This is a genomic window from Streptomyces tendae (genome assembly GCF_008632955.1).
GTDB lineage: Bacteria > Actinomycetota > Actinomycetes > Streptomycetales > Streptomycetaceae > Streptomyces.
Genome location: NZ_CP043959.1, coordinates 864,386 through 884,790, shown reverse-complemented (window position 1 = coordinate 884,790; position 20,405 = coordinate 864,386). Strand labels below are relative to the sequence as shown.

Here is a 20,405-nt window from a genome sequence, read left to right as displayed (position 1 = left end):
GGATTTCCTTACTGGGGGTGGGAATCGAGAGAGGGACCGAGGATCCAGCCGGCGATCTCTCGGATCGCGCCGTCACCGCCGCGCAGGGTGGTGACGGCGCGGGCGGCGCCGCGCACGGCGTCGTGGGCGCTCGCGACGGCCACGGGCCAGCCGACGAGGGAGAAGCAGGGGAGGTCGTTGACGTCGTTGCCGACGTACAGCACGCGCTCGGGCGCGATGCCCTCCTCCTCGCACCACTGCTTGAGGGCGAGGTCCTTGCGGTCGATGCCGTGCAGCACGGGGAGCTTCAGCTTGCGCGCGCGGGCGGCGACGACCGGGTTCTGCTCGGTGGACAGGATCAGCAGCTTCAGGCCGCTGCGGCGCAGTGCGGCGACGCCGAGGCCGTCGCCGCGGTGCACGGAGACGAACTCCCGTCCGTCCGCGTCGATCAGCACCCGGTCGTCGGTCTGGGTGCCGTCGAAGTCGAGGACCACCGCGTCGATGTCGGCGGCGGTCGGCAGGCCGGTCCGGCCCGTGTCGAGGAGGGGGGCGAGGGCACGGGCCCGGGCGAGGTCGTGCGGGTCGTCGATCTCCAGGACGCGTGCCGGGTCGGTGCGGACCAGTTCGGTGCGGCCGAAGAAGCGGTGGCCGTGTGTGCGGAAGCCCGCGGCGTCCATGGCGTAGGCGGCGCCGGTCTCCAGGAAGTCCTGGGGGCGGTCCTGGCGGCGGGGGCGGACGGCCTTGTCGTGGTTGACGCCGTGGCCGTCGCCTTCCCCGGCCGTCCTGGCACCGGTGTCGCGCCAGACGAAGCCGTGGAACGGGGCTACCGTCACCGCCGTGTCGGCGCCGCCGTGGGCGACCGCGGCGGCCACCCCGTCGACGTCCTCGCGGGTGAGGAAGGGGCTGGTGCACTGCACGAGCAGGACGACGTCGGTCCGGGCGCCGTGCAGCGCCTCGTGGGCGTCCAGGGCGTGCAGCACGGCCGCCTCGGAGGTGGCGGTGTCCCCGGCGAGATCGGCGGGCCGCAGCACGACCTCGGCGCCCGCCTGCCGCGCGGCCTGCGCGACGGCCGCGTCGTCGGTGGAGACGACCACGTCCGTGACGTACCGCGCGGCGCGGCACTCGCGCACGGCGCGGGCCACCAGGGGCACGCCGCCGACGGGGGCGAGGTTCTTCGCGGGTACTCCCTTGGAGCCGCCGCGGGCGGGTATCACGGCGAGCACCCGGCGTACGGCCGGAGAGTCGGGCATGGGGTCAGCTCCTCGATGAAGGGCGGGCGCGGTCACAGCTCGCCCATGCGGCGGATCACGGGGGCCACGCGCTGCACGCCGTGGCGGTAGGCGCCGCGTGCCGTGCGGCGCACGATCCGGCGGACCGGACCGGGCTCCCGGCCGGCGTCGGGCGCGCCGGGCAGCGGTGTCCCGTCGGGGGCCAGGTGGTGGCGGGCGAGGACGCCGGGCAGATAGCCGGGCGCGGTGACGGGTGTGTAGTACGGGGCGAGCGGCGGGAGTCCGCCGGGTGCGTCGAGCAGGTCGGCGATGCGGGCGCGGGCGGTGTCGAAGGCGGTCGCGTACGAACCGTCGGCCGCGACGCCCTGCCGGGTCAGCCAGCGCGGGTCGGGCACCGGGCGGTGTCCGGCGTCGAGCTGGTCCCAGGAGGCGAGGCAGCCGGAGCCCGTGAAGTGGTGGTTGCCGAGCGCCTCGCGGACGCCGAGGTCGGTGAGGACGGCGGTCGGCACGCGCCGGTGCAGCGCCTCCAGGGCGGCCGTCGAGCTGACGGTGACGAGAAGGTCGGTGCGGTCCAGGACCTCGCCCATGTGCCCGTACACCAGGCGGAAGTTGGCGGGCAGGTCGAGGCCGCGGGCCAGCTTCTGGTAAGGCAGCTCCTCGATGTGCGTGGTGTGTTCGCCGGGCCGGGAGCGCAGCTTCAGCAGCACCTCGCGCTCCGGGTGGAGGCGGGCGTGCCGCACCAGGCGGTCCAGCAGGTACGTACGGTCCGTGCGGGTCTCCGGCACGGAGGGCTGGGCGGCGAAGACGACCGTGCGAGGCTCGTGCTCGCCGGTGTGGGGCTCGCCCCCGAGGAACGGCAGCGCGACCTCCGTGACCGCGCCGGCGTCGGCGCCCACCCCCTCGTACACGGCGCGGAAACGCTCCGCGTCCTGGCGGGAGTTGGCCAGCACCAGGTCGGCGCCGTGACGCAGCAGCAGACCGTCGGTGAGCTTCTCGTAGACGACGCCGACGTAACCGGTGACCACCACGGGCCGGTCGGGCCGGTCCTCCCACACGCGTCGCAGCCCGTGCAGCATCGCCTGCACCCCGCCGCCGACCAGCGCGAGCACGAGAACGTCGTACGGCTCCTCGCGCATGGCGCGCAGGAACCCGGCCGCGGTGACCTCCCGCAGGGAGTCCGCGCGGACGCCGACCTCGCCGAGCTGGCGGGCGGTGGGGGTCGCGCGGCCCCGCAGCAGATATCCGTCCAGGCGGATGTCGCGCGGCGCGACGCGTTTCGCGGTGAGCGTGCCCCATTTCCACCGGGTGTCGGAATCCGCGAGGACCGCCACCCTGAGGGGCTTCGTTGCACTTGCTGGCACGCCGAAGACGTTAGGAAGCGAATTCCGCCAACGGCCCAACCGTGCCTCAACGAAAAGTTAACAGCACCCCACGGAGAACCGAACCGGCCCGCGAGAACTCCCGAGGTAGGCGCGGTCCACCGGACCGACACACGGAGTTCACGGTCCGTACGACCGGTGGAAAGAAAGCCCGCCGGGCGGTCTCCTAATGTTTTACGGGTGCCGAAGCTTTCCGTGATCGTCCCCTTTCACAATGTCCAGCGATACGCGCCGGACGCGCTCAGAAGTCTGCGGGAGAATGCCCGGAGCGATTTCGAGTTCGTCCTGGTCGACGACGGTTCACGGGACGACACCCCGGTGATCGTCGAGCGGGCGGCCGGGGAGCTGGCCCATGTCGCGCGGGTGCGTCACATCCGCCGTGACCGCAACGGCGGGATCGCCACCGCCCGCAACACCGGCCTGGACGCGGCACGCGGCGAGTACCTGGCCTTCCTGGACGGCGACGACTGGTTCGCCCCGGGGTATCTGCCCCGGCTGGTCGCGGCGGCCGAGGAGTCGGGGTGCGACTTCCTGCGCACCGACCACGTACGGGTCACCGGCCGCGCCCGGACCGTGCACCGGGTGCCCGTGGGACTGCGGGACGAGGTGCTGGACCCGCGCGGGGCGATCCTGCCCGCCGACCGGACGACCGCGGTGGACTACCCGCAGGCGTGGGCGGGTGTGTACCACCGGCGGCTGCTGGAACGGGGGTTGCTGCACTTCCCGGAAGGGCTGCGCACCGCCGAGGACCGGCCGTGGATCTGGCGGCTGCACCGGGAGGCCGAGTCGTTCGCCGTGGTGGGGTTGCTCGGGGTGTTCTACCGCAAGGGCGTCGCCTCCTCCCTCACCCGGATCGGGGACGAGCGGCAACTGGACTTCGTCCGCGCCTTCGACCGGGTGGTCGCGGAGACGGCGGCGGACCGGGACGCGGCCCGGTTGCTGCCCAAGGCGGTGCGGACGTACTGCGCGGTGATCGCCCACCACCTGGCCGAGCAGGACAAGTTCGAGCCGGCGGTGGCCGCGCGGCTGCGGGCGACGTGCGCGGCGGCGCTGCGGAGGCTGCCGCGGGACGTGCTGGACGGGGTGCTGGACTCGATGGACCCGCGACGGGCGGCTCGGCTGCGGAGGCTGCGGCGGGCGCCGCTCCGCGTGGGGAAGGAGGCCGCGTGATGGCGGCGAGGACGCAGATCTTCTGTGCCTCCGGACCGTCGGCGGTGGTCACCATGGTGGCCGCGGTCGAGGCCGGACGGCTCCCGGACGCGGAACGCCGGGTGCTGCTGGTGTGCGACGACTCCCCGGTGCCGGAGGCGGCACCGGCGTGGGACGAGGTGCCCGGCTTCGGCCGGCTGCGCGCCCGCTTCGACGCGGTGCTGTCCTGGAACGAGACCGTCCGGCCGTTCCACCCGGCGGCCTGGACACCCCGCGCGGAGGACGTGCCGCTCCTGGAGCGGCACGTCCGGCGGCTGTGGGGGCTCGGCGACGACCGGGTGGAGCTGGTGCTCGGTTCCCCGGACGTCCCGCCCGCCCTGGCGGTGGCGCGGGTGTTCACCGGGGCGCCGCTGCACGTCTGCGTGGGCGGTCCGGCGGACTACGGGCCCACCCGGGGCAAGCTCGACCCGCTGATCGGCACGCGCGTACGGCAGGTGCTGCACCTGGACCTGGTGCCGGGTCTGGAGCCCCTGCTGCTGGGCGAGTTCGGGGTGCCGGCCCGGGTGGTCCCGGCGGACGCCTACCGGGCCGTGGCCGGTGAGATAGGCCCGGCGGCGGCGGTGGTGCCGGAGGGGGCGGCGCTGGTCGTCGGGGAGAGCCTGGCCGCGCTCGGCGCCGGCGCGGAGGGCGGGGAGGACGCCCTGCACGGGGAGATGCTGCGGGCGGCGGCCGGGCGCGGTCACCGCCGGGTGGTGTTCGCACCGCACCCCGCGGCCGGGACGGGGCACGGCGGCGCGCTGCGGGCGGAGGCGGAGCGGCTGGGGGTGGACCTCACCGTCCCGGACTCCCCCGTCCCCGCCGAGCTGCTGCTCCAGGCGTCCCGCCCGGCCCTGGTCGTCGGCTGCTCGTCGGCCGCGCTGTTCACGGCGTCGGCGCTGTACGGCCTCCCGGTGGCCCGGGTCGGCACGGAACGCCTGCTGGCCCGGCTCACGCCGTACGACCACCCGCACCGGGTGGCGCTGGTGCTGGCGGAGGCGGTACTGCCGGGGGCGGGGCCCGAGGACGGCTCGACGGCGCCCGGGGCGGGCGGGGACACGTTGCCCGGTGAGAAGGCGCCGACGGGTGCGGAGCGGGGCGGTGGGGGCGTGCCGTCGGCCACGGAAGGGGGTGACGGCGACGCTCCGGCGCGTGCGCGGCACGGCGACGGGAAGGCACCGCCGGACGCGCGGGACGGCGCCGGGCAGGCACCGGTGCGTGCCGAGCTGGGTGAGCTGCTGGCCGCGCTCTCCTTCACCATGCGGCCGCGGGTGCACCCCGCGCTGAGGGGCGTCGCCGAGCGGTACCTCGGCGCGCGGGCGCGGGACCGGCGGTGGTTCCCCCGCGGGCGGCTCACCTCGCTGGGACTGCCCGGGGGTGTGCCGAAGGGGCTGGCGTTCCTGCCGCGCACCCGGGCCGCCCGGCGGGTGGTGCGGAGGGTGCGGGCGGTGCGGAAGGTTGTAGGGGGCTGACGCGCACCACGCGGCGGCATCCGTGAGGGGCCCGCCGCCCCCGGGGGGGGTGGGCGAGCACCCCAGGGGCCCCACGGACCCACGGCGGGCCCGGACAGCGGCATCCGCGCCGGGCGGGCCTGGCGGGCCGCCCCCCACCCCGCTCCTCGCCCGCCACCGTGGGGTGGGCGAGCACCCCAGGGGCCCCACGGACCCACGGCGGGGCCCGACAGCGGATGCGCGCCCGGCGTGCCGCCCCCCGTCCCGCTCCTGCCGTCGAGCCCCCGGTCCGCCGCCCCGCACCCGGTCGGCCCGAACACGACGGCGTCGGCAGCCGGCGGCCGGCGGCGGCAGCCAGGTCCTCGCAGCCCTACGGCACTCCTCCTCCCTCCTCACCGCGCGGGAGCGGCCCGCGCACGGCGGGAAGGGAGGTCCCCGCCGGCCGGCACGGCGCCGGGCGGGGGCCCGCGTCCGGCAGGGCCGAACCGTTCAGGTGCGCCGGGGCCGGGCCCCGGGCTCGGGTACGGGCGCCCGGGCGGGGTCGGAGTACGAACGCCCCGCGCCGGGTCGGCTGTTGGCAGGGGACTGTTCACCGGGTGTCCACCCGGACGCCACCGGCGGACCGCCGTGCTGGGGCACATTCGGCCTCCGGGGCCGCGTGCGCCCGCCGCACCCGGCCGTCGGCCCGGGCCGCCGCCCGCCGCGCCGCCCGACGGCCCCGCCGTGCCGGACAGCAGGGGCGCCGCGCCCCGTACCCGCGAGAAAGAGGTCCACGTGCCCAAGCTGTCCGTCGTCGTCGCCCTGCACAACGTGGAGGCGTTCGCGGAGACCACGCTGCGCAGTCTCGCCCGCAACGCGGGCCCGGACGTCGAGTTCCTGCTCGTCGACGACTGCTCCACGGACGCCACCACCGAGGTGGTCGACCGGTGGGCGGAGCGGCTCCCGGGCGCGCGGGTGATCCGGCACGACACCAACCGGGGGATAGCGCAGGCCCGCAACTCCGGCATCGACGCGGCCGGCGGCGAGTACCTCACGTTCCTCGACGGGGACGACTGGTACGGGCCGGGCCATCTCGCCGGGCTGATGCGGGCCATGGACGAGCTGGGCTGCGACTTCGCCCGCACCGACCATGTGCAGGCCACCGGCACCGACCGGGTGGTGAAGCGGCCCCCGGCCCGGGTGCGCCACGCGGTGATGGACCCGCGCGACGGGATCGCCCCCGCCGACACCGAGACGATGGTGGACTACCCGTTCGTCTGGGCGGGGGTCTACCGCCGGCACCTGTTCGAGGACGGCGGCCTGCGCTTCGCCACCGAACTGCGCACCGCCGAGGACCGGCTGTGGATCTGGCGGCTGCACCTGCGGGCCCGGACGTACGCCTCGCTGGGCCTGCACGGCGTGTTCTACCGGCGCGGGGTGGCCACCTCCCTCACCCAGGTCAGGGACGAACGCCAGCTGGACTTCATCCCGGCCTACGACGCCCTGCTGCGGGAGGTCCGCGACGACCCGGAGGCGGACCGCTTCCTGCTCAAGGCGGTCCGCACCTACTGCGCCATGATCGCGTTCCACGTCGGCAAGGCACACGACTACGAGCCCGCGGCGGCCCGGCGGCTGCGCCACGAGGCGCGGGCCGCGCTGCACCGCATGCCCGAGCGGGAGCTCGACCGGACCCTCGCCACCATCGACAGCACCCGGGGCAGGCTGCTCGGCCGCCTGCGCGACGGGCGGAAGGCTGCCTGACCCATGCACACCCAGATCTTCCAGGTCTCCACGCTGTACGGAGCGGCCACGCTGGCCGCGGCGCTGGACGCGGGCCTGTTCGGGCCGCGCGAGCGCTCCCGGCGTCTGCTGCTGGTCTCGCAGAACGCCGCCGTGCCGGAGACGGCGCTGCGCCTGGACGAGATGCGCGGCCACGGCCCGCTCGCCGGCCGGTTCGACGAGGTGGTGAGCTGGAACGAGGCGATCAGCCCGTACCACCCGAGCGCCTGGGGGCCGCGCGGGAACGACACGGTGCTGTGGCAGCGGGCGTTCCGGCTGCTGTGGGGCATCGAGGAGCGGGACACGGTCGAGCTGGCCGTCGAGTCGGTCCAGGCCAACCCGGCGCGCGCGCTGACGGCGATCTTCTCCGAGAGCGCCGTCGACGTGTACGCGGACGGCCTGATGAGCTACGGCCCCACCCGGGAGAGGCTGCCGCTGACCGTCGCGAGCCGGGTACGGCGGCTGCTCCACCTCGACCTGGTCCCCGGTCTGCGGCCGCTGCTGCTGTCCGAGTACGGCGTGGAGCCGGTGATCGTGCCGGACGAGGCGTTCCGCGCGGTACTGGACGAGGTCGCCCGGGACGCGGCGGACGACCCGCTCCTCGCGCCCGTGCGGACGGAGGCGCCGACCGCCGTGCTGCTCGGCCAGTACCTCGCGGCGCTGGGCATCCTGACCGCCGCCGAGGAGGAGGACCTGCACGTCCGCATGCTCACCGGGGCGGTGCGCGCCGGGCACCGGTCGGTGCTGTTCAAGCCCCATCCGACGGCTCCGGCCGGCTACTCGGCGGTGCTGGCGAAGGCGGCGGCGGACGCGGGTGTGCGGCTCACCGTCCTGGACGCGCCGCTGCTCGCGGAGACGCTGTACCACCACGCCCGGCCCGAGCTCGTCGTCGGCTGCTTCTCCACGGCGATGGTCACCGCGTCCGCCTACTACGGTGTGCCCGTGGCGCGGGTGGGGACGGGGCTGGTGCTGGACCGGCTGCGGCCGTACCAGAACAGCAACCGGGTCCCGCTGGTGCTGGTCGACCACCTGGTGCCCGACCTGGAGCGGGACGAGACGCCGGCCGTGCTGGGCGCGGCGCCGGAAAGCCTGGCGCCGCTGGTGCGGACGACGGGCTTCTGCATGCAGCCCCGCACCTATCCGGCGCTGCGCGAGCCGGCCGAGGAGTGGCTGCGCGAGCGTCTCGCCGACAGCCCCGCCGGCTACTTCCCCGCCCTGCGCCTGGCCGAGCTGGGCCTGCCCGGCAGCAGCCCCGGCACCCGGGCCCGGGTCCGCGCGGCGCGCGCCCGGCGGAAGGTGGGCCGGGCGGTCCGCCGTACCGGGAAGGGGTGACGGGGCGGCCCGGTCCACCGTCCGGTCCGGTTCACCGCACCCCGTAGCGGGCCTCGATCCCGGCGACGACCAGGGCGAGGCCCTCCTCGAAGTGTTCCTCGTAGTCGCCGAAGAGGGCCGCTCCGGCCTCGGCGGCGAGGGGATGGCCGGCCATCAGCCGGGCGCGGGCCTCGACGTCGAAGCCCTCGCGGCGCTCCCCCGGGCGCGGCTCCACGCCCTGCTCCTCGGCCACGAAGCCGAGCGTGTAGAGGAACGTCGTCTGCAGCGCCCGTGCCGCCTGGGTGAGGGTGAGGCCGGCGGACGTGAGCAGGCGCAGGTTGGCCTCCTGCTGCTCGGCGTGTTCGAGCCCCGTGAAGCGGGTGCCGCCGAACATCTTGGCGCCGTCGCGGTAGGCGAGCAGGGTCCGGCGCAGCACCCGGTTGCTCCGGAGCAGCCGCTCCTGCCAGCTGTCGTCCGGGTCGAGCTCGATCCCGTCGGTCATGCGGCGGAACATCTCGGTCGCCATCTCGTCGAGCAGCGCCTGCTTGTCCTTGAAGTGCCAGTACAGGGCGGGTGCCTTGACGTCCAGTTCCCTGGCGATGGCGCGCAGCGTCAGGCCGTCGAGGCCGACCTCGTTCAACAGGGTCAGTGCCGTGTCGGCGACCCGTCGGCGGTCCAGCGGGGCGCGTCGTTCCGTGTTCACGCTTGACAACTTAACACCGTTAGGGAGACGCTCGGGGCACTTAACATCGTTAAGGAGAGTGGTCATGAGCGACACCCATGTGCTGATCGCGGGCGCGGGGCCGACCGGCCTGACGCTCGGCATCGACCTGGCCCGGCGCGGTGTGCCGGCCCTGATCGTGGAGCGGGCGGACGGCCTGTTCCCCGGGTCGCGCGGCAAAGGGCTCCAGCCGCGCACCATGGAGGTCTTCGACGACCTCGGCGTGCTGGACAGGATCCGGGCGGGCGGCGGCCGCTACCCGCGCCAGATGCTCTGGCGCGACGGCAGGCAGCTGGGTGAGCACCGCCTGATGGAGCCGGTGGAGCCCACCGAGGAGGCGCCGTACGAGGGCTGGATGGTGCCGCAGTGGCGCACCCAGCGGCTCCTGCGCGACCGGCTGGAGGAACTCGGCGGCAAGGTCGCCTTCGGCCGCGAGGTCACCGGCGTCACCCAGGACGAGGAGGGCGTGACCGCCCACTTCGCCGCCGGCCCGCCGCTGCGCGCCCGCTACCTGGTCGCCACGGACGGGGGACGGTCGGCGGTGCGCCGGGCGGTCGGCACCGCCCTGACCGGCGAGGCGGTCGACCCGCTGCCGATGCTGGTGGCGGACGTGCGGATCAGCGGCCTGGACCGGGACTGGTGGCATCTGTTCCCGCCCCGCGAGGGCGAGGACGAGTTCCTCACCCTCTGCCCGCTCGCCGGGACGGACGACTTCCAGCTGGTCGCCCGGTTCACCGAGGGCACGCGGGTGGACCTCTCCCCCGAGGCCGTACGGCGGGTCGTGGCCGCCCGCACGCATCTCGCCGCCGAGGACGTGACCGAGGTGCTGTGGGCCTCCGACTTCCGGCCGCGTGCCGCGCTCGCCGACCGGTTCCGGGTGGGCCGCGTGTTCCTCGCGGGCGACGCCGCCCACGTGCACTCCCCGGCCGGCGGTCAGGGCCTCAACACCAGCGTCCAGGACGCCTACAACCTGGGCTGGAAGCTGGACGCGGTGCTGTCCGGCGGGGCCGACGCGTCCCTGCTCGACAGCTACGAGGAGGAGCGGCGGACGGTCGCCGCGGCGATGCTCGGCCTGTCCACCCGCATCCACCGGGGCGAGGCGAAGCGCGGCGGCGCCACCCTGCAACTGGACCTGGGGTACCGGGAGTCCTCGCTCAGTGCCGAGACGCGTACGGAGCCCGGCCCGGTGCGCGCGGGCGACCGGGCGCCGGACGGCAGGGTGGACGGCGTGCGCCTCTTCGACGCCTTCCGGGGGCCGCACTGGTCCCTGCTGGCGCTGGGCACGGACGTCCCGGAACCGCCCGCGGGCGTCCGGCTGGTGCGCGGTCCCTCCCATCGGACGTACGGCACGGGCCTGTTCCTGGTCCGCCCGGACGGCTACGTGGGCTGGGCCGGGGACACCCCGGACGGGCTCGGCGCCTACCTCGCCCGGCCCGGACGGCACTGACGGACCGTCCGGGTCACGGCCCCGGACGGTCCGGCGCCCCGGTGAGCAGGTCCGGTGCGTCCGGCCGCGAGGAGGAGGGAGCCGACAGGCCGGAGGTCCACCCGGGGCGCGGGAGGGCGTGCCGGACCCCGCGTCCTCGGCATGATCCGCCGGACGGGCCTTACGCGCTCGCCGTCGACAGCTTCGCCGCGAAGCCCAGGAACAGGGCGCCCGCCGCCGAGGTGGCGCCCGCCGACAGCCGGCGACGGCGGCGGAAGGCGGCGGCCAGCCGGGTGCCGCTGAAGATCAGCGCGCTGAGGTAGAGCACGCTGGCGATCTGGGCGAAGGCGCCGAGGACCACGAAGGACAGCGCCGGGTAGGCGTAGGCCGGGTCGACGAACTGCACGAAGAAGGCGATGAAGAACAGGATCGCCTTCGGGTTGAGCAGGCTGACGACCAGCGCCCGGCGGAAGGGACGCTCACCGGCCGCCTCGGCGGCGGGAGCCTCCCGCACGCTCTCCTCCCGGCGGGTGCGCCACATGCCCCACGCGGCGCGCAGCATCCCGACGGCCAGCCAGGCCAGATAGCCGGCGCCGGCGTACTTCACGATGCCGAACAGCACGGCGTTGGCCTGGAGCAGGGAGGCGACCCCGGCGGCCGACAGCGTCATCAGGACGGCGTCCCCGCACCAGACGCCGGCGGCGGCCGTGTAGCCGGAGCGCACCCCGCGGCGGGCGGCGACGGACAGGACGTACAGCGAGTTGGGGCCCGGCAGCAGGATGATCAGGGCCAGGCCCGCCAGGTAGGTGGGAAGGTCGACGACACCGAACATGGCAAGGAGTGTCGCACGGAGGTACGGCACTCCTCGGCCCTGTCTCGGCCTGCGAGAACGGCGGTCAGAAGGCGTCGCTCGGGACGTAGGTGCCCCACACCTCGCGCAGTGCGTTGCAGACCTCGCCGACGGTGGCGCGGGCCTTGAGGGCGTCCTTCATGGGGTAGAGGACGTTGTCCTCACCCTCGGCGGCCTTCTTCAGTGCGTCCAGTGCGGTGTCGACGGCCTGCTGGTCGCGCTCCGCGCGGAGCTTGGCGAGGCGTTCGGCCTGCTGGGCCTCGATGGCGGGGTCGACGCGCAAGGGCTCGTACGGCTCCTCCTCGTCGAGCTGGAAGCGGTTGACGCCGACCACGACCCGCTCCGCGGAGTCGGTCTCCTGAGCGATGCGGTAGGCGGAGCGCTCGATCTCGTTCTTCTGGAAGCCGTGCTCGATGGCGTTGACCGCGCCGCCGAGATCCTCGACCTTCCGCATCAGCTCCAGCGCGGCGGTCTCGACCTCGTCGGTCATCTTTTCGATGACGTAGGAGCCGGCGAAGGGGTCGACGGTCGCGGTGACGTCGGTCTCGTAGGCGAGGACCTGCTGGGTGCGCAGGGCGAGCCGGGCGGACTTGTCGGTCGGCAGCGCGATGGCCTCGTCGAAGGAGTTGGTGTGCAGGGACTGGGTGCCTCCGAGCACCGCAGCGAGGCCCTGCACGGCGACGCGGACGAGGTTCACCTCGGGCTGCTGGGCGGTCAGCTGCACCCCGGCCGTCTGCGTGTGGAAACGCAGCATCAGCGACTTGGGGTTCTTCGCGCCGAACTCCTCCTTCATCACCCGCGCCCAGATCCGGCGCGCGGCGCGGAACTTGGCGACCTCCTCCAGGATCGTGGTGCGGGCCACGAAGAAGAAGGACAGGCGGGGCGCGAAGTCGTCGACGTCCATGCCGGCCGCCACCGCGGTGCGCACGTACTCGATGCCGTCGGCGAGGGTGAACGCGATCTCCTGCGCGGGCGAGGCGCCGGCCTCGGCCATGTGGTAGCCGGAGATGGAGATGGTGTTCCACTTCGGGATCTCGGCCCGGCAGTACTTGAAGATGTCCGCGATCAGCCGCAGCGACGGCTTGGGCGGGAAGATGTAGGTGCCGCGGGCGATGTACTCCTTCAGCACGTCGTTCTGGATCGTGCCGGTGAGCTTGTCCGCGGACACGCCCTGCTCCTCGGCGACCAGTTGGTAGAGGAGCAGCAGCAGGGCGGCGGGCGCGTTGATCGTCATCGACGTGGACACCTTGTCCAGCGGGATCCCGCCGAACAGCACCCGCATGTCGTCGATGGAGTCGATGGCCACACCGACCTTGCCGACCTCGCCCGAGGCGATCGGCGCGTCGGAATCGTGGCCCATCTGGGTGGGCAGGTCGAACGCGACCGACAGGCCCATCGTGCCGTTGGCGATCAGCTGCTTGTAGCGGGCGTTGGACTCCGTCGCCGTACCGAAACCGGCGTACTGGCGCATCGTCCACGGACGGCCCGTGTACATCGTCGGATAGACGCCCCGGGTGAACGGGTACGCGCCCGGCTCACCCAGCTTCTCGGCCGGGTCCCAGCCCTCGAGGGACTCCGGCCCGTAGACCGGTTCGATGGGCAGTCCGGACTCCGACTCGCGCGCCATGATGTGCATGCCTCCCGCTGAGCAGCGTTGCTCGATCCGATCGCCGGTCACTCGCCATTTACTCACCAGTACAGGGCGACCCTTCGACGGACTGTAGCGGTGCGCGTGCGGCCCGGTGGAGGGGCACACGCTGGGACCTTCCTCACAGCCTCGGTGGGACCCCGCTCACAGGGCCGCCCCCAGACGTCGTCCGGTCACTCCCCACCATGCCCCCTTGTTCCGCCCCGGTCACGTCGGGGGTATGACTCAGGTGACGACCGGGCCGGTCCGGTGGGGCGGGACGAACGGGGGCAGGGGTGCGCGGGAAGAGCACGAACGGACGGGGGATCGCCGTCCTGGCGGCGCTGGCGGCCGGCGCCGTGGGTGCGGCCGGGTGCACGGTGCAGCCGGCCGGTACGGACGGGCAGGGCAGGTCGCCGGTGCGGATCGAGGTGCCGGACCGGACGCCGGACGCGACGCGGTCCGCGCCGCCGGCCCGGACGCCGGACGCCCCGGCGAAGCCGTCGCCGTCGGACCCGCCGTCGACCCGGCCGACGCCCGCGCGCGTGCTGTGGTCTCCGGGGGACAAGGGGCGGGACATACGTGAGCTCCAGGCGCGGCTGCGGCAGATCGCGTGGGTCTTCCACGGGCCCACCGGGACCTACGACGCCCTGACGGCGGAGGCGGTCCGGGGCTTCCAGGGCAAGCGCGGACTGCCGAGGACGGGCGTGACCGACACCGTCACCTGGCAGCGGCTGCTCGCGATGACGCGCGAACCGGGCCGCTGGGAGCTGTACCTGATGGGCGGCCAGCCCGCCGACGCGCCGGACCCTCGCTGCATGACCGGCCGGGTGATGTGCATCAGCAAGTCGAGCCGCACGCTGCGCTGGATGATCGACGGCCGCACGGTGTCGACGATGCCGGTCCGCTTCGGCTCGGAGTACACGCCGACCCGCGAGGGCGTCTTCCAGGTGTTCTGGAAGTCCCGGCACCACGTGTCCACGCTCTACGACTCCCCCATGCCGTACGCGATGTTCTTCAGCGGCGGCCAGGCGGTGCACTTCTCGTCGGACTTCGCCGCCCGGGGCTACGCGGGGGCCTCGCACGGCTGCGTCAACGTGCGCGACGAGGCGGCGATCGCGGAGCTGTACGAGCAGGTGCGCGACGGCGACAAGGTCGTCGTCCACTGGTGAAAGGGGCGCGGGCGGGACCGGGGGAACGTGTCCCGCCCGCGCCAGGTGCACGAGCCGCGGGTACGGGGGGAACCCAGGCTCCGTGCGACGGCCGATGACCAGTCGGCTCACTCATTACTGCGTCACGAGCGCCGGAAGTGTCACACCCGGCGGTACGCCGTCATGTCAAGGAGGGCGTCGCCGCAGGTCAGGAGGGTTTTCCGGGCTCCTTGTCGCCCGCCTTGGCCTTGTTGCCACCGCCCGGCCCCTGGTTCCGGTCCGGGCCCTGGTTCCGACCGCTGCCCTTGCCGTTGCCGTTGCCCTTGGCGCGCCGGTCCTTCTCCTCGGCCGCCGAGCCGCCGCGTCCGCCGTTGCCCCGGCCGGCGCCCTTGCCGTTGCCGCCGCCGTTCCCCTTGCCCTTGTCCTGGCCCTTGCCCTTGTCCTGGCCCTTGCCGTCGTCCCCGCCGTCGTCGCCCGGGTCCTGGTGGCCCTTGCCCTGACCCGGGTTCGCGGCCTGGTCGCCGGCGTCGCCCGGGTCGAGCCGGGTCTCGGCGTCGTGCGTGCCGCCCCGGTCCTCGGAGTCCCGGTCGCCGGTCTTCCCGCCGGCCGTGACACCGCGGCAGTACCCGGGCACGCGGGAGGCGCCGCCCGCCTCCTCGTGCAGCAGCCGGCGGCGTTCGCCGTTCACCGGCCGGCCCTCGTGCCACGCCCGGCACGCCGACACGACCAGCTGCCGGCGGGCGGCGAGGGACGCCGGACCGTCGTCGGGATCGGCCGGCCCGCCGGTGCGGCCGGTGTCCCCGTCGGCCCCGGCGCTCGTCCGGCCGCCGTCGGCGTCTCCGTCCGCCGTCCGGCCGTCGGGTGGGACGGAGTCGCCCGTCGAGGGAGGGGAGACCGGGGGCCGCTCGGGGTGGGTGGCCGTGGCGGAGCCCGCGGGGCCGGACCGGGAGTCGTCGGAGGGTGTGCGCAGCAGTCCGGTCCCGGCCAGCACCGCGGCGCCGCCGACCATGCCCGCGACCAGCGCGGCGGCCAGCAGCAGCCGCGCGGGGCGGGGCCGGCGGGGTCCGCCCGGGGTTCCGTTACGTTCGGCGCGCGGGGCGCCGAGACGGATCAGGCCGACATCGGCGTCCGCCGGGCCGGTGCCCTGACCGGCGGACGGGGCCGAGCCGGCCTGTTCCGCCCGCTCGTCCCTGGACTTGCGGAAGGCGGCCAGCGCGGCCGCCTCACCGGGAAGTTCCTCGCCCGCCGGGGACGGTGGCGCGGAGAGCGCGCGGAGCGTTCCGGCGAGCCGTTCGGCCCGGTCACGGCCGGGCGGGCCGGCAGCCTCGGGGGGCTCACCGCTCAGCAGGCGCTCCGCCGCCTCGGGGTCCAGCCACCTGTACTGCTCATCGGCCATCACATGTCCTTCTGCGTCCGCGTTCGCAACTGCGTCACACTCGCGGACGTCACCGTACGACGGCGTGGTTCTCTCTGGGGCGGGAGGGCGTCGAGCACCCCGGCGGATTCCGGATGGCCTTCCGGATCGTCGAGCAGCTCGGCCAGCCGGCGCAGACCGCGATGGGCCGCCGTCCGTACGGCGCCGGGACGCTTGCCCAGGGTCTCCGCGGCCGTCTTGGCATCCAGGCCGACGACGACGCGCAGGACGACGGCCTCGGCCTGGTCCTGCGGCAGCCGGGAGATGAGGGAGAACGCGCCGTCGGTGGCCAGCGCCTCCATCGCCTCGCCGGCCGTGTCGGACTCGGCGGGCCGGCCGGTCAGCTCGGTCTCGTCGCCGCCTATCGCCGGGCGGCGCCCGCGCATGCGTATGTGGTCCAGCGCGCGGTTGCGGGCGATGCGGGCGGCCCAGCCGCGGAAGCGGTCCGCGTCACCGCTGAAGCGCTCCAGGTCACGGGCGATCTGCAGCCACGCCTCGGACGTCACGTCCTCGGCGTCGGGCTCGCCGACGAGTGTCCTGACGTATCCGAGCAGCCGCGGGTGCACGGCGCGGTACACGGTCCGGAACGCGGTCTCGTCCCCGTCCTGTGCCGCACGCACCGCGGCCGTCAGCTCCGCGTCGTCCCCCAGCACGCGTGCGCCCTTCTGCGCCTAAGCCGGCGCCGCTCTCGCGGACCGGGTTGCTCGCCGTCGTCATTGCTCAGTCGGTCGTTGCGGTCTCAAGGCCGCGCACGGAGGTTGTGGTCGTTTGTCTCCCGCGGCCTGGCGCGAAAGGCACGTTACGACCTGAAACCACTCCCCGTCCATGACCGTACAAGATGCAACTAACCCGTGACACCGGACGTGTGACAGAAAACGCATGCCCGGCGCTGTAGAAGGTACGGGTCGCCGCGCGGCCCGTACCGCGCGACGGCCGGGGCCTCTCCTGTGGGGGGTGGCGGCCCCGGCCGTCTCCGCGCCCACTCCGCAGACCGGTTGACGGACCGTCAGGTTCCGCGCTCCGCGGGCAGTCGTGCCTCGCCCGGCGCCTCAAGGGCCTGGGAGGTACCCCCGGGCGGCACGCGTGGGCGATGGGGGCACCTCCGTCCCGGTGAGGAACGCGACCCCTAGGGCCTGTCTGACAATGTCCGTCGTCGCCCGGAGGGCGGGGGCGCGGCGTCAGGTGCGTGCTCTCGGCGTGCCGGCCCCAGGCCCTTGTACTGGCTGTACTCGGGCCTGGGGCCGGTGCGGCGAGGGTGCGTGCATGGCGTCGCGCAGCAGACGGAGATTGTCAGACCGGCCCTAGGGCTTCCCCGCAGGAGGCACGCGGCCCTCCCCCTGGCCGCCGTTCCCCTTACCCGCACCGTTCGCTTCGCCCCGCGGCTCGGTACCGGCCGTCTCCCCCGCGGAGCGACCACCCTCAGGCGCCGCGGGCGTACTCGGCCGCACCGGCGCCGCAGCCCCGGAGCGGCCGGCGCAATACGCCCCCACCCGCTCCTCACCCCCCGCCGCCGCGACCAACCGCTCCCACCCCGGCGCGTCCAGAGCCCGGCCCCGCCCCGTGACCTGCTCGTAGGCCCGGCAGTGGGCCTCGGTGTCCCGGGCGGTGTCCGGGCGTTCGGCGTCGGACCGTCCGTCGGCGGCCCCCGGAGCGGAGGCGGCGGATTCCGGCGCCTCCCCGGGGGCGACGGGAGCCGGCGGGGCGGTGGTGGCGGACGGCGACCTCGTGGGCCGCGGCTCCTTGGACGGCCCGTCGGTCGAGGAACCCGCCGCGCCGATGCCGGCCACCGCCACCCCGCTCAGCGCACAGCCCGCGACCAGCGCGGCGAGGGTGGCCCGGAGCGAACGCCCGCCGAACCGCCGTCGAGGGCCCGCCAGTCGTCCCGGCGGCGGGTGCGCGCGCCGTGCGCCCCGACTCCCGGGCGGCCACGAACGCGGCGACGGCCCGCTGTTCCGCCCCGGCGTCCACGCGGTCGCGGACCAGCACGGCGGCGAGCGCCGCCTCCAGACGGGCCGTGTCACCGGCCGGCACCTCGACCGAGACGGGAGCGGGACGGCCGTGCGCGGACGGTGTGCCCTCGGGGCGGGCACGCCGGCGGCCGGCCCGCCCGCCGTCGCTCTGCCGTTCACCCATGTCCGTTTCCGTCCCTGCTCGCTCGTGTGCCCGGATGCGCCCGGCCCCGGCCCGTCGTCCGGCCGCCGGGCTCGTGCGTGTGCGGCCGTGCTGCCGTCGCACCCCCTCCCACCAGGCGGGAGACCGGTGGCCCCGGACAAACGGATACGGTCCGTCCGCCCCGGCCGTTCAGCCGCGGGCCCGGCCGTGCCATGTGACGCGACCGCCGTGATGTCCCGCGGTCACGTCGACTCACCCAGCGTCCGCGGTGCCTCATCCGTCACACCGTCGCCGCCGAGCTGCCGCGCCAGGCGCCGCAGACCCCGGTGTGCGGCGGTCCGTACGGCGCCCGGGCGCTTGCCCAGCACCCGGGCGGCGGAGGGCCCGTCGAGGCCGACGACCACGCGCAGCAGCACCGCCTCGGCCTGGTCCCGGGGCAGTCCGCCGACGAGGGCGAGGGCCTGCTCGGTGGACATGGCCTCCATGGCCTGGTCGTGGGTGCTCTGCGGCGCGGGCAGTTCCAGTACGTCCTGCTCCAGCGCGGACGGCCGGGGCCGCACCCGCTGCCGGCGCAGGTGGTCCAGCGCGCGGTGCCGGGCGATGGTCGCCGTCCAGCCGCGGAACCCGGCGCCGTCGCCCTTGAACCGGCCCAGGTCGCGGGCGATCTCCAGCCAGGCGTCCGACATCACGTCCTCGGCGTCGCCGCCGACCAGTCCGCGCACATAGGCGAGCAGCCCGGGCTGCACGAGCCGGTAGGCCACGGCGAACGCGGCCTCGTCGCCCTCCTGGGCGCGCGCGACGGCCTCGCCCAGTTCCCCGTCGTACGCCTGTGTGCGGCGGGATTCCCCTCCGTGGCCCAAGAACCGTCCTCGTCCGTACCGAGCGCTTAGCGCCTCGCTCCCGCATGACGTGTGCACGTCGTTCGTGTCACGCCCCCAGGGTCCTCAGCGCGCGCCGCCGGCAAAGTGTCACAGGTCAACCCGCGTCCCCGACGCCCCACGGCCCCCGCCCGGCACGCGCCGGCCGCCCCTCACCCGCGGGGGGTGCCGCTCGTCGCGTCCCTGCACAGCAGGCGCAGGGAGCCGTCGTGGACGTAGCAGCGGCGGGCCTCGTCGAGGGGGTCCCAGAGGCGGCCGTCGGGGGTGCGCACCCAGTGGTCGCCGCCGGAGGCCCACCACTCGCCCCCGGTCTGACGCACGATCACCTCGCCGGCGTAGGCCCCGAAGCCGCGCAGCACCAGCTCCACGGCGGCGTACGGGGCCGACTCCCGGCGGATGTCCTCGATCATGCGGTCGACGCTCCACAGACTGCGCGCCGAGTAGTCGAGGCGCAGCCGTGCCCCCTCGCGCATCGCCGCCACCGCGTCCGCCGCCCAGCGGACCGGCTTCGTCGCCGCCGAGGGCCTGGTCTCCTGCTGTGTCGTCACAGTGCTCGCAGTCGTCACACTCTGGAGAGCGCTACGGCGAACCGTTTCGTCACCCCGAATCGGCGTCTTCCCAGAACGGGTGCACGACCGCCCCAGGACACGCACACGACCGTCTCCGCACGCCCCCGCCGCGCACGCGGCTTCACGCGTCCCGGCGGCTGCGGCGGGAGACCGCGGCGCGCAGCACCCGGCGCCCCTCCGTGGACGTCTCCAGCGCACCGCGCAGTCCCGCCGCGCCGTGGGCGGCGACGAGCTCCAGGACGGCGATCTGACGGCGCAGTTCGGCGGCGAGCAGCGGCGACAGACCCTCCGCGCGGTCCTCGCGGCGCGCGGCGGCCAGATCGGTGTCACCGGCGCCGTCGAGCAGCAGGTGGATGCGCAGCGCGTCGACGGAGCACCGGTCGGCCCACTCCCGCAACGCCGGCGCGGACCGCGCGGCGGGGGCGGCGGCGAGCATCCCGCGCGCCAGTACCGCCGCCTCGTCCGTAGCGCACGTCGGGCCGGCCGCCGCGTCCAGCTTCCCGCGCGTCTGCTCCAGCAGCTCGCCCCAGTCGCCGTCCGCGGACCCCTCCGCGAGGCTCCCCCACAGCGGCCGCAACGCCTCGTCGTCACCGCCCAGCAGCGGCGCGCACCGATCCAAACAAGCCAACCCGCTCACGGCCAGTCCGCGCTCGTCGGCCTGCGCGATCAGTTCCTCCAGGCTCATCCACGCCTCCCTCAGCGGGTCCCCGCAGGCCCCCTGATGAGGCCTCGACGGGCCTCGTCCCTCACGGAGCCCACATTTCCCCTTACTGCGTGCGACAAGCCGGGAGTGTCACTCGGGCACCACACGCAACCGGTCGAGCAGCCGGAAGAAGAGGTTTTCGGCCAGCGGTCCGGGGTCCGCGGTCAGCACCTCCAGGACGTCCTCGACGGCGACCGTGCGCCCGGCCTCCTCGGCCCAGAAGACGGCGCGCTCGGCGGCGTCGGCGGGTTCCAGGAAGTAGTCGTCGACGGTGAGCCCCTCCTGCCGGCCGTCAAGGTACCCGGCCATCGCGTCCCGGGCGAGGCACGCCGTCCACACCCCGCTCTCGGGGGACGCGGCCTCCACGGCCACGCAGTCACTGTCCATCACGTACCCGAAGAGCGCGGGCGCCCCGGTCTCCCGGGCCAGGCCGGCCATGCCGCCCACATCACCCTCGCGTCCCGGGTACTCCCACACCTGCCACCCGTCCGGGGCCGAGGTGCGCAGGGTCAGTCCCCCGGCCGCGCCGGCCAGCGCGTCCAGTCCGGCGAGCGGCCGCTCCCCGCGGCCCACGACGAAATAGCCCCAGTAACCCATGTGCCGGTGTCCCCCCGTATGTCGGTTCCCGGCCCGGCGCGCCGAGCCGTCGGCTCGCCCAGAAC

General features: G+C 75.0%; 17 protein-coding genes. 6 read left to right on the top strand and 11 right to left on the bottom strand.

Going from position 1 to position 20,405, the window contains the following annotated elements; translation table 11 throughout:
• Positions 1-8: 8 nt before the first annotated feature.
• Entirely contained in the window at positions 9-1,229 is a 1,221-nt protein-coding gene (locus F3L20_RS04250; protein WP_150152317.1) for an N-acylneuraminate cytidylyltransferase, read from the bottom strand.
• A gap of 32 nt (positions 1,230-1,261) precedes the next feature.
• Entirely contained in the window at positions 1,262-2,569 is a 1,308-nt protein-coding gene (locus F3L20_RS04245) for a DUF6716 putative glycosyltransferase (RefSeq protein WP_150152315.1), read from the bottom strand.
• A 198-nt stretch (positions 2,570-2,767) separates the two neighbouring features.
• On the opposite strand from F3L20_RS04245, the gene F3L20_RS04240 reads away from it, so the two are divergent.
• The 4 genes from F3L20_RS04240 to F3L20_RS04220 all read left to right on the top strand — a co-directional run bounded on the left by F3L20_RS04240 (position 2,768) and on the right by F3L20_RS04220 (position 8,313).
• A complete protein-coding gene (locus tag F3L20_RS04240; RefSeq protein WP_150152313.1) occupies positions 2,768-3,757 on the top strand; it encodes a glycosyltransferase family 2 protein in 990 nt (329 codons plus the stop codon).
• Positions 3,757-5,244 (top strand): alpha-2,8-polysialyltransferase family protein, encoded by a 1,488-nt coding sequence (locus F3L20_RS04235; protein ID WP_240810833.1) that lies wholly within the window; start codon positions 3,757-3,759, stop codon positions 5,242-5,244. The genes F3L20_RS04240 and F3L20_RS04235 overlap by 1 nt, the downstream gene beginning before the upstream one ends.
• A gap of 753 nt (positions 5,245-5,997) precedes the next feature.
• Entirely contained in the window at positions 5,998-6,963 is a 966-nt protein-coding gene (locus F3L20_RS04225) for a glycosyltransferase family 2 protein (RefSeq protein WP_150152311.1), read from the top strand.
• A gap of 3 nt (positions 6,964-6,966) precedes the next feature.
• On the top strand, positions 6,967-8,313 hold the full coding sequence (locus tag F3L20_RS04220) for a polysialyltransferase family glycosyltransferase (protein ID WP_150152309.1): 1,347 nt from the start codon (positions 6,967-6,969) through the stop codon (positions 8,311-8,313).
• A gap of 31 nt (positions 8,314-8,344) precedes the next feature.
• Here the strand turns inward: F3L20_RS04220 and F3L20_RS04215 are convergent, their stop codons facing one another.
• A complete protein-coding gene (locus tag F3L20_RS04215) occupies positions 8,345-8,995 on the bottom strand; it encodes a TetR/AcrR family transcriptional regulator C-terminal domain-containing protein (protein ID WP_150152307.1) in 651 nt (216 codons plus the stop codon).
• 64 nt (positions 8,996-9,059) lie between these two features.
• Here F3L20_RS04215 and F3L20_RS04210 point away from each other — a divergent pair, with 64 nt between their 5' ends.
• On the top strand, positions 9,060-10,460 hold the full coding sequence (locus F3L20_RS04210; protein WP_150152305.1) for an FAD-dependent oxidoreductase: 1,401 nt from the start codon (positions 9,060-9,062) through the stop codon (positions 10,458-10,460).
• A gap of 160 nt (positions 10,461-10,620) precedes the next feature.
• Here F3L20_RS04210 and leuE read toward each other — a convergent pair whose 3' ends face one another.
• Positions 10,621-11,271 (bottom strand): leucine efflux protein LeuE, encoded by a 651-nt coding sequence (leuE, locus tag F3L20_RS04205; protein ID WP_150152303.1) that lies wholly within the window; start codon positions 11,269-11,271, stop codon positions 10,621-10,623.
• 64 nt (positions 11,272-11,335) lie between these two features.
• Positions 11,336-12,916: an acyl-CoA mutase large subunit family protein gene (locus F3L20_RS04200; protein ID WP_150152301.1), complete on the bottom strand. Its 1,581-nt coding sequence runs from the start codon at positions 12,914-12,916 to the stop codon at positions 11,336-11,338.
• A gap of 296 nt (positions 12,917-13,212) precedes the next feature.
• Here F3L20_RS04200 and F3L20_RS04195 point away from each other — a divergent pair, with 296 nt between their 5' ends.
• Positions 13,213-14,088, top strand: a complete 876-nt coding sequence (locus F3L20_RS04195) for a L,D-transpeptidase family protein (protein ID WP_382682921.1) — start codon at positions 13,213-13,215, stop codon at positions 14,086-14,088.
• A gap of 187 nt (positions 14,089-14,275) precedes the next feature.
• Here F3L20_RS04195 and F3L20_RS04190 read toward each other — a convergent pair whose 3' ends face one another.
• From F3L20_RS04190 to F3L20_RS04155, 6 genes are all read right to left on the bottom strand, one after another.
• Positions 14,276-15,463: a hypothetical protein gene (locus F3L20_RS04190; RefSeq protein WP_206338859.1), complete on the bottom strand. Its 1,188-nt coding sequence runs from the start codon at positions 15,461-15,463 to the stop codon at positions 14,276-14,278.
• A complete protein-coding gene (locus F3L20_RS04185; RefSeq protein ID WP_145830058.1) occupies positions 15,463-16,134 on the bottom strand; it encodes an RNA polymerase sigma factor in 672 nt (223 codons plus the stop codon). Before F3L20_RS04185 ends, F3L20_RS04190 begins: the two co-directional genes overlap by 1 nt.
• Positions 16,135-17,835: 1,701 nt before the next feature.
• Entirely contained in the window at positions 17,836-18,453 is a 618-nt protein-coding gene (locus F3L20_RS04170; protein ID WP_150152299.1) for an RNA polymerase sigma factor, read from the bottom strand.
• A 170-nt stretch (positions 18,454-18,623) separates the two neighbouring features.
• Positions 18,624-19,019 carry a hypothetical protein gene (locus F3L20_RS04165; RefSeq protein WP_186568612.1) on the bottom strand — a complete coding sequence of 132 codons (396 nt, stop codon included), beginning with the start codon at positions 19,017-19,019 and terminating at the stop codon, positions 18,624-18,626.
• Positions 19,020-19,161: 142 nt separating this feature from the next.
• Positions 19,162-19,725 (bottom strand): hypothetical protein, encoded by a 564-nt coding sequence (locus F3L20_RS04160; protein ID WP_150152297.1) that lies wholly within the window; start codon positions 19,723-19,725, stop codon positions 19,162-19,164.
• Between the two features lie 108 nt (positions 19,726-19,833).
• Positions 19,834-20,340: a hypothetical protein gene (locus F3L20_RS04155; RefSeq protein WP_150152295.1), complete on the bottom strand. Its 507-nt coding sequence runs from the start codon at positions 20,338-20,340 to the stop codon at positions 19,834-19,836.
• Positions 20,341-20,405: the final 65 nt, after the last annotated feature.